At 47.0% G+C, this 13,999-nt stretch carries 11 protein-coding genes and 1 pseudogene; 7 read left to right on the forward strand and 5 right to left on the reverse strand.

The window, feature by feature from the left end; genetic code table 11:
- Positions 1-419: 419 nt before the first annotated feature.
- The 5 genes from Q0238_RS08550 to gltX are packed head-to-tail and all read right to left on the reverse strand — an operon-like array spanning position 420 to position 6,043.
- Positions 420-2,138, reverse strand: coding sequence for a hypothetical protein (locus Q0238_RS08550; RefSeq protein ID WP_297945087.1), 1,719 nt, complete (start codon positions 2,136-2,138; stop codon positions 420-422).
- A complete protein-coding gene (locus Q0238_RS08555) occupies positions 2,089-2,742 on the reverse strand; it encodes a hypothetical protein (protein ID WP_297945090.1) in 654 nt (217 codons plus the stop codon). Before Q0238_RS08555 ends, Q0238_RS08550 begins: the two co-directional genes overlap by 50 nt.
- Before the next feature lie 42 nt (positions 2,743-2,784).
- On the reverse strand, positions 2,785-4,449 hold the full coding sequence (locus Q0238_RS08560) for a lytic transglycosylase domain-containing protein (protein ID WP_297945092.1): 1,665 nt from the start codon (positions 4,447-4,449) through the stop codon (positions 2,785-2,787).
- Positions 4,446-4,742 carry a YggT family protein gene (locus Q0238_RS08565; protein WP_297945095.1) on the reverse strand — a complete coding sequence of 99 codons (297 nt, stop codon included), beginning with the start codon at positions 4,740-4,742 and terminating at the stop codon, positions 4,446-4,448. Before Q0238_RS08565 ends, Q0238_RS08560 begins: the two co-directional genes overlap by 4 nt.
- Positions 4,736-6,043: a glutamate--tRNA ligase gene (gene gltX / locus Q0238_RS08570; protein WP_297945098.1), complete on the reverse strand. Its 1,308-nt coding sequence runs from the start codon at positions 6,041-6,043 to the stop codon at positions 4,736-4,738. The genes Q0238_RS08565 and gltX overlap by 7 nt, the downstream gene beginning before the upstream one ends.
- A gap of 114 nt (positions 6,044-6,157) precedes the next feature.
- On the opposite strand from gltX, the gene mscL reads away from it, so the two are divergent.
- From mscL to Q0238_RS08605, 7 genes and pseudogenes are all read left to right on the forward strand, one after another.
- A complete protein-coding gene (gene mscL, locus Q0238_RS08575; RefSeq protein WP_297897758.1) occupies positions 6,158-6,562 on the forward strand; it encodes a large-conductance mechanosensitive channel protein MscL in 405 nt (134 codons plus the stop codon).
- Between the two features lie 9 nt (positions 6,563-6,571).
- Complete coding sequence (locus Q0238_RS08580; RefSeq protein ID WP_297945101.1) at positions 6,572-7,210, forward strand: Crp/Fnr family transcriptional regulator; 639 nt, start codon at positions 6,572-6,574, stop codon at positions 7,208-7,210.
- 3 nt (positions 7,211-7,213) lie between these two features.
- Positions 7,214-8,341: a metallophosphoesterase gene (locus tag Q0238_RS08585; RefSeq protein WP_297945104.1), complete on the forward strand. Its 1,128-nt coding sequence runs from the start codon at positions 7,214-7,216 to the stop codon at positions 8,339-8,341.
- Entirely contained in the window at positions 8,342-9,358 is a 1,017-nt protein-coding gene (gene asd / locus Q0238_RS08590; protein ID WP_297945107.1) for an archaetidylserine decarboxylase, read from the forward strand. It abuts the gene before it with no gap.
- Positions 9,359-9,440: 82 nt separating this feature from the next.
- Complete coding sequence (locus Q0238_RS08595) at positions 9,441-9,923, forward strand: prepilin-type N-terminal cleavage/methylation domain-containing protein (RefSeq protein ID WP_297945110.1); 483 nt, start codon at positions 9,441-9,443, stop codon at positions 9,921-9,923.
- A 913-nt stretch (positions 9,924-10,836) separates the two neighbouring features.
- Positions 10,837-12,165, forward strand: a pseudogene (priA, locus tag Q0238_RS12300) (primosomal protein N'); the annotation flags it as partial.
- A 644-nt stretch (positions 12,166-12,809) separates the two neighbouring features.
- Complete coding sequence (locus Q0238_RS08605) at positions 12,810-13,733, forward strand: hypothetical protein (RefSeq protein WP_297945116.1); 924 nt, start codon at positions 12,810-12,812, stop codon at positions 13,731-13,733.
- Positions 13,734-13,999 lie beyond the last annotated feature (266 nt).

Here is a 13,999-nt window from a genome sequence, read left to right on the forward strand (position 1 = left end):
TTAAGGCAGGCGGCGAGAATTCCGTCCAGTGCAGCGGCGATACGATAGAAGGCGGCGGCGGGAATTCCGCCGCAGAAGATCATAAAGACGCAACCTCCGCAGGCGGCGAAAAGTCGCTTTTCGACAAGATCAAAGGGCTTTTTAAATAGCAAATTTAATCGCTTTATTCCGCCGAAGCGCGCGCGGAGTGCGGAGTTAAGATTGTAAAATTAAATCATCTTGCGCTCGCGAGCTCTGCGTCGCGCCGTTAAATTTAGCTAAAACGGCGCAGTCGGCAAGCGCAAATTTAAAATTTAAAACTTGCCGAAATTTTAAAACGGGCGGTTTGCATACCCAAGCTTTAAAGTGCCGAAAACAGGCTTCAAAGAGGCTAAATTTAAACCCGCCGCAGCCTTTGCGGCGGATAAGCTGCGGATAGTTTATCTGTTTAAATTTTTGATTTTTTGTTGATCCAGCGGCAGGTTTGATCGAATTTTTATTATGACGGTATCGTCTTTATCGGCGTTTCCGCCTATTAAAACGCCTCCGTCATCCGTGCTGACGACGCTTTTGAGCCAAAAGTCTTGCAGTTTCGCTTTGTTTTCACTCAATATATTGCCGTCCAAATCAAGCTCTAAAAATATCGTCTGATCCTCCGAGGCGTCGTTTGCGCCGATCAAAAGTAGCCCGTCTTTGTAGTTTGCTAATTTATAGGCCGCGTTTAGCGTGTCGGGCAGATCGCATACGCCGCGATCTCTTCCGCAAATCTGCTTTCTCCAAATTTCATTGCCTAAGGCATCAAATTTTGCGATATTTGCACCGAATTTCGCCAGTAGAAATATCGATCCGTCCTTTGCTTTTAGCAGTTGCGCCCCACGATCCATTACAAGCTCGTCCGAGGCGCCGCTCTCCTTAAAATTTACGCTCTTATGCCAAAGCTCCTCGCCTCTGGCGTTAAATTTTAAAAATCCGTCTTTTTCGATGATAAGCAGGATTTCGCTTTCGGATATTTTTGCTATCTTTGTCATGGTGCCGTCAAACGGCCTTTTGCTCTTTGCGATATTTAGCTTTTTCTTCCATAGCAGTTTTTCTCTCTCGTAAAAGCACAGATCATAGTTTTCGTCTATCGCGACAAATTTATCTCCGAAGCTAGCTACTTCTTTAAATTTAATAGGAAATTCGTAGATTATCTTTTTCGTTCTGGCGTCTAAAATTTGATTATCCAAAAGCGCGTATGAGTCCATCGCGGCTACCGGCATATTGGCTGCGGATACCATATTTAATTTTTTGCGCCAAAGCTCCGCCCCCTGCTCGCTTAACGCAACTAGCGAGACTCGGTATTCGTCGTCCGCGCTTGCAAGAAGCAGATACCCTTGCGGAGATTTTATTATGTTATCTACGGTTCTAAAGCCGTTTTTAGAGTAAGGAAGTTCCCAGATCGTGCCTTTTTCTTCAAGGCTTTTTTCGGTTAAAATTTTATTTTGCATCTGCGCAGATTGCGCGGATTTTTCGGCGGAGCTTAACGAAGCGCGATCAAGTCCGCCTATAAACGCTCCGTTTTTCGTAAAATAGGAAAAGAATAGATATTCGCCGCGAGACTCGACGCTTACGCCCTTTAGGCTCTGCGGAAAGAGATATCTTTTTATCGGGGCGGGGTCTAGTTTATTGCTAAAATCGATCAGATCTACGCTTGGAAATTCCCCTTTTTCGGATATTTTTTTGCCCAAGTAGGCTAAATTTAGATCCTCTATAACTTTAAAATTATTTAAGTGCGCGCCACTGTAATACGCGCTTGATTGAACCGTATTATTTTCGCCCAAATCATATAGCCCAAATTCGCTCCAATTTGATGAAAATACCCGCTTGCCGTCTTTGGATAGCGTCATTTTATCTATTTCTAAATGCGGATGAGCGATATAGCGGACCTGCTTTAAGATATTAGAGTTTTGCGCGGCATTTGCGCGGTACCTATCCATATCCGATATGTCTAAAACATAAAATCCCACCCAGCTTGCCAGCAAAAGCTCATTCTCAGAGAGCAGTTTCAGATCGCCGAGCTCCTTTATTTCGGATAATCTATGTGGCGCGCAGGCGTAATCATACTCCCGCTTATCGGCTTTGGAAGGGGCGATAAAATAAGCAAGCTGTAAATTTATCATCTTTTACGTCATAGGCGGTAAGGGTACTGAAAAAATCCTTCGCAAAGAGAGTGTGTCCGTCGCTGGAAAGCTCTATTTTATTTACAAATCGCGCTTCAAGCCGAGCTAAAATTTTAATATCTCTTCGGTCGCTAAGATCCAGCTTATAAATTCCGAAATTTGGATCGGCTACGAATAGACTTTTGCCGTCTTTGCTCTGTGCGATATCTATGTAAGCGGGATCAAACTCATGCTGCGGAAAAGAAAATATGCCCGCAAGTCTTAGAGCGCGCGGCTCGGTAACGTCAATCAAGACGATGCCGCCTTTATCGTCGCCCAAGCCAAAGAGCGTATTTTGATCCTCAGAAAGGCGTAGCTCGTAAATTTCAAACGGAAGCTTAAGCGCGTTTTTTGTAAGCTCCCTCTCCTCTAAATTTACCTCTTGTAGTGCGCCGCCATGTTTTTTCGCGGCGGCAAGATCGCTTTTAAGGATTAAAATTTCATCCTCTTTCAGCGATTTTGCAGTCTCTTTGGCGGCCGAAAAATTTTGAGTCGCCGCGCAAATTCCGCAGATAAAAGCCGAAGCGGCTAAAATTTTAACTATAATATTTCGCTTTGTTTTCATTTCGCCGCCTCTTAAAATCATCCTTCAAGCCAGCCGCCGGCTTTAGCGGAAGCTGTCGCTTCTACTAGGTATCAGCAGGTCTTGCAGCTCCTGCTGCACCGAGATTTTCGCGCGCGGATCGAGGATCTGCGAGTAGATGATGAAGTTTGCAAGCACCTTTTTGCCGTAGTCCCTGCTCTCGGCATACGGCACGAGCTCCATGCTAAGCCACGGCTCAAATTTGCCCTTATTAAACATATCGCCGCGCTGAAGCATCTTTTTGACGAGCCCGAGCCCGCCGTTGTAGGCGTATGCGATGAAAACCGGGCTGTAAATTTTGCGCTCCAGCCAGTCGATGTGGATGTTGGCGAAGCGGTAAGCGACCTCCGGGCGGAACATATCGTCTTGATCGAAGCCGTCGATTTTGAGTTGCTTTTTGCCGATTTCGTTAGCCAAAAACGGCATAAATTGCATCATCCCAAGCGCATACGACGTAGATACCGATGCGGGTACGAAGCGGCTTTCTTGGCGGGCGAGTGCCAAAATTAGCGCCTTGCGGCGGTTGTCGCCATCGCCGATGTATTCCATAAACGGCGTCGGATAGAAGTTATCCTTGCCGCCGCTTGCTTTATTCATGATGTATGAGTACTCGCCGATGCTTTGCTTGGTGTCGAATTTTTTGGCAAATTCCAAAAGCTGCTCGCGCGACATTCTATCGGCGCTATTTTTCGTGCGAACCCAAGCGAAAGGATCGGTGATATCGTAGCCCTCGATGGAATTTTTAGCGGGATTTGGGATGATGATGTTTAAATTCCTATCCCCCAAGACCTCCTTAGCATAAAGCGTGTAGAGGCTGTAATAATCGCTGCTAGCAAGCTGGCGCAAGACATTTTGATCTCCATTTAGCAGGTAGATCCAAAATTTTGCATTGTGCACGTCGTGAGGCTTCTCAAAGCTCGCAGCCGCGCGGCTAAAAAATGCAAGCGCAGCCCCTTCATCGCCCTGCATGACGGCATTTACGCCCAGCATAAATGCTACGTCCTTCTCCACGGCTAGTGGATCGACGCCCGTAAGCGAGCGGCGCAGGCGCGGGTATTTGCGGTTGATTAGCGCATCGTTAAGAACCGCTTTGAAGCCTTTTTGCGAAGCTAGTTCGCTTACGAAGGCTGCGTCGGCGTCGATGTCAATCAGAGCGTCTTTGCCCGCACCTTTTAAGTAGTCGTAATATAAAAAGTAGTTTTGCGCGTTGCGGCTCTGCATAAAATATTCGCTCGGATTTTCGTCGTTAAATCCGCGCAGTAAATTTACGGCGTTTCGCGAAGCCGCGTCTTGGTGACTCTCTAGTTGCAAAGCGAGCGTCTCGCGCACGGACGGGCTTAGCTTGGCGATAAAATTTGGATAGGAGCGCGCCTTTTTGCAGGTTAAATTTGCATCTAAAATATTTGCCGCCGTTACTCCTGCGCAGCGATCCGGACGCTTAGGAGGGCGAATGGCGCCGAAAATTCTATCGAGCTTATCTTTTAGCTTGCCTTTGTAGCGGAAGATACTTTGTTTTAAAATTTTAATCTCCGCTTTGTTGTATTTCGTCTCATCTATTAGGCGATAGATGTAATAATCCTTAGCTAGGGATTTGGGTTCGTTTTTGATCTGTTCGTAGCTTAAAATTTTAGCGCTCGATACGGCGCACAGTAGGGCTGCGATAAGGCTAAATTTCAAAAATATTTTCAAATGACCGTCCTATTGATGATATAGATTATCGCGCTGTCAAAGAAGTTAAGCACGAGTAGGATAAGAAGCGGCGAAAGATCAAAGCCGCCGAAAGTCGTAGGCAGATAGCGGCGCACCAGCGCAAACGCGGGCTCCGTAAGCGCAGAGATGACGCGGAAGATTTTATAAAATTTACCGAACGGATTTGGGCGGATAAAGCTCAAAACGCAGGTGATAAAGATCACGATCATATAGGCTTGCAGCGCGTAGTGCAGGGTGATGAGCGCGCCGTAGATCAGGCTGTTTGCTAGCATACGATCTCCTTCAAATCGGCGCGGATCAGCGGATACAGCTCGCTAAGCTCCGGTCCGTGCGGCGCGCCGGTCAGTAAAAATCTAAGCGGCATAAACAAGCTCTTGCCCTTTAAATTTGTAGCCTGCGAAAGCGCCGCTTTGAAATCATTAAATTCCATTGGAGTGCCGTTTGAGCTTAATAAATTTAAGATCGCCTCTCGCAGCGCCTGCGCCTGCGCCGCCCACTCCTGCGGGATATCTTTCGCGCCGTAGATCGCTGCGATCTTCTCTTTGATCTGCGGAATAAGGCTAGCTTCTTGAGTGTAAAATTTTATCAAAGGCGCAAATTTCGGCTCAAGCTCAAAAAGCTCCGCCAGTCGCTGCTCGCTCGCTCTTTTGATATGTTCGCGGTTTATGAAGGCGAGTTTATCCTCGTCAAATTTAGCCGGGCTTTTTGAAATTTTAGCGATGTCGAAAAACTCCACCGCCTCATCCATACTAAAGACCTCGCGCGGCGTTTTGTTGCCCAGCAGGATCAGATAGTTCGCGATCGCCTCGGGTAGGTAGCCGCTTTGAAGCAGCCATTTTACCGAGGAGCTATCCTCGCGCTTGCTCATCTTTTTGCCTTCGGAGTTTAATATGATCGGCAGGTGCGCGTATTTGATCTCGCCCTCGTAGCCGAGGCTTTGGCGGATCCAGTTTTGCTTCGGGGTGTTTGAGACATGATCCTCGCCGCGGATTACGAAGCTCACGCCCTGCATCATATCGTCGCAGGCGCAGGCGAAGTTATAAGTTGGCGTCTTATCCGCACGCATAATGACGAAGCTGTCGATATTCTGCGGCTCAAATACGATACGGCCCTTGATCGCGTCGGTAAATTCCAGCGCGTGATCAGGCTTTTTAAGGCGGATGGTAAAAGGCTTGTCGCAGTTTAGTACCTCTTCGTCGCTTAAATGCTCGCAGCGTCCGTCGTAACGATACGCCTCGCCGGCGTCCTTGGCGGCTTGCTTTTTCGCTTCCAGCTCCTCCTCGCTGCAAAAACAGCAAAACGCCTTTTTCTCGGAGAGTAGCTTAGCAGCGAACTGCTGATGAAATTTTAAATTTTTGCTTTGATAATACAGGCTCTGCCATGAGATGCCGAAGCGCTTTAAAATTTCGATTATCTCTTGATCTTTGCCTTCGATATTGCGCGCAGTGTCGGTATCCTCGATGCGCAAAATAAAGCCGCTTCCATCTTGCAGCGAGCAGATGTAGTTAAAGATAGCCGCGCGTAAATTTCCGATATGCATATCGCCGGTGGGCGACGGAGCGAAGCGATACAATTTAGGTCCTTTGGGTTTAAATTTAAGCTGGGATTATACTTTTTACTTCCTAATAAAAAGCAAAAACAAAGCAAAAATAGGCTAATATCGGCGCATTTTATTTAAGGAGACAATATGAGTTTCATTCAGGAATTCAAAGAATTCGCGATGAAAGGAAACGTCATCGATATGGCGGTGGGTGTCGTCATCGGCGGGGCTTTCGGCAAGATCGTAACCTCGCTCGTAAGCGACATTATGATGCCGGTTTTAGGACTTCTTACGGGAGGTATGAATTTTACCGATCTTAAGATCGTGCTAAAAGAAGCGGTGGGGCAGACCCCGGCCGTTACGATAAACTACGGCTCGTTTATCCAGGTAACGGTCGATTTTATCATCATCGCGTTTTGTATATTCTGCGCGATCAAGGCGATCAATAAGCTTAAAAAGCCAGCCGAGCCTGCGCCAGAGCCTGCCGCACCCGCCGAGCCTAGCGAAGAGATTAAACTTCTTACCGAGATAAGAGACCTGCTTAAAAAATAGGTCGCGGCGATGCTTGAGAGAATTCCTTATTTTAAAGCTCTAAGCGCAGCGCAAATCGATCGTTTAGAGCAGATTAGCATCCATAAAAGCTACAAAAAGGGCGAAATTTTATTTTTCGAGGGCGAGCGCTCGCAGTACCTATTAATCCTGCTAAAAGGAATTTTAAAAATCTATAAAACCTCCGCAAAGGGGCGTGAGATCCATATGCGCGAGATCCGCCCCATCTCGCTCGTAGCCGAGATGGTAAATTTCGAAGAGACGAGCTATCCTGCAAGCGGCGTGTTTTCGACAAACGGCGAGGTACTAAAGATCGATTATGAAAAATTTAAAAACGAGTTTATGAGCGATCCTAAAATTTGCCTGGAGCTTTTAAAATCGATGTCCGAGAAGATCCGAGCGCTAAATGCAGTCTTTGATAATCAAGTCGTGTTTAACTGCGACGGCAAGATCGCTAAGTTTATCAGCGAGAATTTCGATATTTTTATGAGCACGAAATACACCAGAATAGCCAAAATTCTAAATGTCACCCCCGAGACCTTCTCGCGCACCATCACTAAATTTAAAAAGAGCGGTGCGCTAATTTTAGACGATAAGCAAGAAATCACGGGCTTTGATAAAGATAAGCTGGACGAGTATATCCAAGGCTAGAGTTTGAAAAGCGCCTATATTTTCCCGATCGTCGGCACGGTTTTATTTCTGTTTTTTAATCTTTACGTCTACAGATCGATCAGCGCGCGCTTTACACCATATAAAAATTTTGTGATCTTTCGCCCTGTCTTGAGCTTACTTTGCGTATCTTTAGCAATTTTAGATGCAATATTTTTTGCGGGTTTTGGGCTTAATGGAAGCTTTAAAAACGAGCTGCTTTATAAGCTATGCGTATTTTGCATGGCAGCGTCCTTTTCGCTCTTTTTTATCTGCCTTGCTTACGATGTGCTAAGTGCCGCTGCGCATGTGATTAAATTTAGCGAAAACAGGCGAAAATTTTTAAAAACCTTCATCGACGTAACCTTTGTGATAATGGCGTTTAGCTACCTATTTAAGGGCTTTTTCAATGCGCTTAAGCAGCCTAAGATCACGCAGCGCGAAATAAAAATCAAAAGCTTAGCCCGCGAGCTAAGCTTCGCCGTCATCTCGGACGTGCATCTGGGCGAGTTTTTGAAAAAGGAATTTTTGCAAGGCGTCGTAGCGCAGATAAACTCGCTAAGCTTCGACGCGCTGCTGATCGTGGGCGATATGTTTGATCTGCGCTCGGATGAGCTCGGGGATATTTTGCAGCCTCTTGAGGCGATCAAAAAGCCTATCTTTTTCGTCACGGGCAACCACGAGTATTACCGCGGCGACGCAAGCGGGCTTATCACGGCAATGCAAAAAGCGGGCGTGCGGGTGCTGCAAAACGAAAGCGTGGAATTTGAGGGGCTAAATTTAATGGGCGTGCACGATCTTAGCGGCTTTCGCTTCGGATACATGCAGCCAGATTTAAGCGCCGCGCTAGCGCAGGCAGACCCCGATAAACCAAAAATTTTACTCGCGCATCAGCCCAAATACGTCGTGGACTTCGTGCGCGACGAGGTCGATCTGTGTATCTGCGGGCACACGCACGCGGGGCAAATTTTCCCGTGGACGCTTTTGGTGCTGCTTAGCCAGAAGTATCTTTACGGGCTGTATAACGACGGGCTGAAGCAAATTTACGTAAGCAGCGGCGTAGGGTTTTGGGGCCCGCCGATAAGGGTCTTTGCCGATGCCGAGATCGCGCTACTTAAGCTTAGAAAGGCATAGATGAGAAGTTTTATTTCGAGGATTTTTGGGATTATCGCCGCGGTGCAATTTCCTAAATTTATACAAAATTTTATCAACCGCAAATATGTGGAATTTTTTAAAATCGATATGAGCGAATTTGATCCGCCGCAAAGCTACGCGAGCCTAAACGCGCTTTTTACCCGCCGCTTGCTGCGTCCGCGCGAGATAGCGGCAGACGAGACGGCTTTCATAAGCCCTAGCGACGGCGTGATCTTTGAGAGTGGATGCTGCGACGATCTGCAAGCTTTTAGCGTAAAGGGCTGCGAATATAGCCTTAGCGAGCTGCTGGGGCGGACGTTTACGGCGAGCGAAAGCGGCGGAGCGGATACCCGCCACGACATTAAAAATTTAAATGACGCCGCAGATGCCGCGCAAGCAAAAATCATGGACGGCGAAAGCGGCGCAACTTATGCTGCAAGCGGTGTGCGAGCTGAAATTTATAGCAATAAAAGCGGTGCGAGCCGCGAAACGAGCGCAGAGGACGCCCAAGACGGCGAAAATACAAGCGGCGTAAATTTAAGCTACGCAAACATCTATCTAAGTCCGCGCGATTATCATCATTATCACGCGCCGTGCGATCTGAGCGTGACGGAGGGGCTTTACATACCTGCTGATCTTTACAGCGTGGCGAAGGAATTTTTACTTAAAATTCCAAACCTCTACGCTAAAAACGAGCGCGTGATTTTAAAGTGCAAGATGCGTAACGGCGGGATTTTGTGGATGGTTTTCGTGGGTGCTTTAAACGTCGGCAAGATGAGATTTGATTTCGATGCGCGAATACAGACGAATGCATGCGCAAGTAGAGCTGAGGCGCTTTACGAATATAAAAATTTAAACTTTAAAAAGGGCGATCATTTGGGAAATTTTGAGCTGGGCTCAACGATCGTGCTCGTAGCGCAAAGCGAGTTTTTGAAATTTGAAACCCCGACTGATACGTCCGTAAAATTCGGACAAAAAATCGCAGAATTTAATGAAATTTCACAAAATTCCATTTAAAATGCAGGATTTTTTCTTTAACTAAAATTAATTTTATTTAAATTTAGCTATAATCATCTCACTTTAAATCAAAGGATTTAACATGAAAAATTTAAAAGCTTTTACGATGATAGAGCTTGTTTTCGTCATCGTTGTTTTAGGTATTTTGGCGGGCATCGCGGTGCCTAGATTAGCCGCTACGCGCGATGATGCTACGATCGCTAAGATGCGCGGGGATATCGCTGCTATTAGAAGCGGACTTTCGCTAGTTAGAAGCGAGAATATGATGAGGGGCGTGACTACGTGGCCTGGTCTAGAAGCTAATCCAGATGTAGCCGGTACGCTTTTTGAAGGTGTTTTGCAGCAGCCCATCTATCCAATGAAAGCTGGTGGCAGAAACGGCTGGAGCTTAGTTGCAAATGGTAATGCTAATGCTACGTCCACATATACAGCTACCGTTGCCGGTCAATCAACTACTTTTAACTACTATCCGACTGCGGCTTCTAGACCTGCAGGCTCAACGGTTAATGTAGGTTCGTTCGACTGCAATCATCAACAGCCTCTTTGTCAATCCTTAGCTCAATAGCTAAATGCTCTATTATGAAGTTGCGGTTTTGGGCGCCAGCCTAAAGCCGCTTACTTATAGTTCAAATTTTAAAATCCTAGCCTATCAAATCGTATCAGTCCCCGTAAAATCGAGCGTCAAATCCGCCGTGATCCTGCGTGAGGTTGCAAAGCCGAGTTTCAAAACCAAGGAAATTTCTGAAATTTCGCAGCTTAAATTTAGCTTGTTTCAAAGTACGCTTGCAAATTTTATCGCGCATTACTATGTTTGCGAAAAGGGCGTTGCATTCGGAATTTTCGAGCCTGCGAGCGAGACGACGCAGGACTTGCAGAATTTGCAGGAGGATCCCACTACCGAGCGGAATTGCGCTTGCAAGCAAACTTCTACCCGCGAACAAAATTTTATTTTCGAGCAGGATTCCATCACCGCACAAAATTCTGTGCTCGACGATGATTTTAGTGCCACACACAATTCCGCCTCAATTCAAAATTCTACATTGACGAGGAATTCTATTACCACAGAAAATTCTGTTACCGTCATAAATTCCGTCATCGCGCCAAATTCCATGCAAAAACAAAATTTAAAGCAGGCGCAAAATATTATCTCGCAAAATTTAGCGTTAAATTTTACCTCCGCGCAGAATTCTATCCAAGAGCAGGGCTTTGTCAATGAGCAAAATTCTGTTTCAATCCAAAATTCTACATTGGCTCAAAATCCCGCTACGACAATAAATTTTGTTGCCGCCCTCGAGCCGACACACAAACAAAATTCCGCCATCGCGCAAAATTCTATCCAAGAGCGGGATTTTGCCAAGGGAGAGAATTCCATTTCGATTCAAGATTCTACTTCAGCGCAAAATTCCGCCATCGCGCAAAATTCCGATGTCGCAGTGCAAAGCCCCATTTCGCAGTCGCTATCCCCGCTTAAAATAGGTAAAATTCCAAACCTTACCCCCGCGCAGGAGCAAGCGCGTAAATTTGCCGAAGCCAACGAGACGTCGCTGATTTTCGGCGATACGGGCAGCGGCAAGAGCGAAATTTATATCGCGCTGATCGCGCAGGCGCTCGCTGCGGGCAAGCAGGCGCTGTTTTTGATGCCCGAGATTTCGCTCACGCCGCAGATGATGAAGCGGCTACAGAGCTATTTCGGCGAGCGGCTCGGCGTATGGCACTCCAAAATTTTGCCCAAGAAAAAGCGCGAAATTTTAGCGAAATTTAACGCAGGCGAGATTCGGCTCATCGCGGGCGCTCGCTCCGCGCTGTTTTTGCCTTTTAGCAATCTAGGCCTCATCGTCGTGGATGAGGAGCACGACGACAGTTACAAATCCGCCGCCGCGCCACGCCTAAATGCCCGCGACGCCGCGATTTTCGTCGGCAAGAAGCTTGGCATCCGCGTGGTTTTGGGCTCCGCGACGCCCGCGCTTAGCACCTACGCGAAGCAGCCGCACTTCCGTCTGCGCGGCACCTACTTTAGCAGCGCCAAGCGCTTCATTTTCGACGAGAGCGAGACGACTCTGAGCCCCAAAATTTTAACCGAGATCGGGCGCAGCCTCGAAGCCGGCAAGCAGGCGGTCGTGTTTTTGCCGACGCGCGCGAACTACAAATATATGGTCTGCGAAAACTGCGGGCAGATCGTGCGCTGCCCGTTTTGCGCCGTCGGGATGAGCTACCACGCGGACGCTGCGGCGCTGAAGTGCCATTACTGCGGCTTTAGCACGTTTTACAAGGTGTCTTGTGAAAGCTGCGGCGGCGAGGTGATGCAGGCGCGCAAGATCGGTACGGGCGAGCTCGCGGCACAGCTTGCGGCGCGTTTCCCAAGCGCCCGCATCGCAAAATTTGATCGCGACGAGATCACCACGCAGCGCAAGCTCGAGGCGCTGCTAAATAACTTTAACGCCCATAAAATCGACATTCTGGTAGGCACGCAGATGCTTAGCAAGGGGCACGATTACCATGGAGTCGATCTTGCGGTGATAATGGGGATTGACGAGCATCTGAGCTATCCCGATTTTAGGGCGCGTGAAAAGACGCTGGCGCTTGCGATGCAGGTGGCGGGCCGCGCGGGCCGCTCGGGGCAGGGTAGGGTCGTCATACAGACGCGCCAGAGCGGCTTTTTTAGGGATTATATCGAAAACTACGACGATTTTTTGCGCGACGAAGCGGAGTTTCGCGAGGGGCTCTATCCGCCGTATATGCGGCTTTTGCGCGTGCTGATCTCGCATAAAAACGAAAAAGTGGCGAGCAAGATAATGAACGTAGCGCTTGAGCTTTTACGCCGCAAACAGGCGGGAGATAGCGCGTTTGCATCGCATGACGGGCTGGACGCGAGGCAAGCAAATTTAAGCGCTTTAAATTTAGAAAATGCCGCGCAGCAGGGCAGTAAGCAGATGTCAATTTTTAAATTTCAAAGCTCGGATCCGCGCGAGAGCAACGCAAATTTAAACTATCAAAAAAACGCTTCAAATTTAAAAAATACCGCGCAAATTTTAGCTTGCGACGCAGGCGCAGGTAGCGTAAATTTAAAGCCTGAAAGAAAGAGTAGCGTGCAAAATTTTATAAATTTAGCGACCGAAAATGCTGCCGAAAATTCCGTGCAGTATTTGAAAGAGAAAGCGAGCGAGAGCTTTGAGATCATCGGCTACGGTAAGGCGGGCATCGCCTATATCGCGTCGAAATTTCGCTTTGAAATTCTGCTGCGGGCTAGCTCGCACGTGCCGCTGATTAACGCCGCGCGCGCGCTTGAGCATCTGCCCGTCGAGATCGATATGGATCCCGTAAACTTCGGCTAGACAGAGCTTTTAAAATTCGAGCGAAATTTTATCCGCCGCGGACGCCTTTTTGCAGCGTTTGTTTGCGGAGCGGGCTAAAAAAGAGTGGCAAAATTTCGGGTAAAATTTAAGGAGACGATTTGAGCGATAATTTAGATGAGCTAAGAGAAGCCTTACGCAGAAGTCATGCAAAGGCGCCTCGCAGATCGCAGACAGATAGTGATAAGCCTGATGCTTGCGATCTGAATTTAAAACCGGATTTAAAACTAGATGGCTCGGAGTTTGCAGATGATAGTACAGAAACATATACCTACAAGAACGCGAGCCTTTCGAGCAAGGATAATACCATAATCATAGATTATGACAGAGCCCCATTAATCATCACGGATCATCTCTATCGCGATTACGTTAAATATCAATTCCCCGCGATGTGCTGCGTATTTTTAATATTTTTGTTTTTTGCCGTCATCGTGGTAGGGCCGCCAGAGCTAGGCGTATTGCAAATGTTTATCCTAGTGCCCTTGCCGCTCATAGAGGCAGCTAGGCGCGAGGGCGAAGCATATTTCGTGATGACGAACTCCGCCGTCGCGTATTATAAAAAGGGCGAAATTGTGAAATTTTTTGAGCTACAAAAGATCGGTGCGATGGCGATTAGCTTCGATTGCAGATGGAGTTGGAGGCAGCAAATGCCGTTAGCCCTTAAGATCGTTATCGCCGTTTGGGTTTTACTCGCGCTTAAGTTTGGCGGAGACGAGGAAAGCGTGAGTGTTAATATTAGAAATATAGTTTGTATTTTTACTATGGTACTTACCCTGCTTTACGGCTCTAAGATATTTATGCATCTACATAATGGCAGCCTCGGATTTTTCGGCATTCACGATCAGCTCGTGCTATATAAAGAAAATGCCAACGTCGATATAATGAATATTTTGATGGCAAACAAAGATGAATACGTGCAGCTACGGGAGTATTTCTTAGCCGTGCTAAATGTCGATATAGATGAGCTACGGCGCACGATGTCGGTTTTCGATGAAAAGATAGAATTTAAGAAATTTAAATTCTAAATCGGCGCGCTTGAGGGTTTGTCTGCAGGAATAAATACATACTCTGTGAGTTTTGGCTAAGCGTGCAGTTAAGCGAATTTTATTTATCTAAATTTTGCTCGCAGAATTTACATGATACGACTATAAATTTTACGCCCCGTCATTCTTATATCAGATTAAAATCAAAATATAATATCAAATTGCAGCGTTTTAATCTTAACGGGGGGATATAATAAGTCATCGCTCTTTTTGAAAGAGGCAAAACTATTTGCACCGATATAGAACAT

Origin of the sequence: uncultured Campylobacter sp. (assembly GCF_938045775.1) — a bacterium.
Lineage (GTDB): Bacteria > Campylobacterota > Campylobacteria > Campylobacterales > Campylobacteraceae > Campylobacter_B.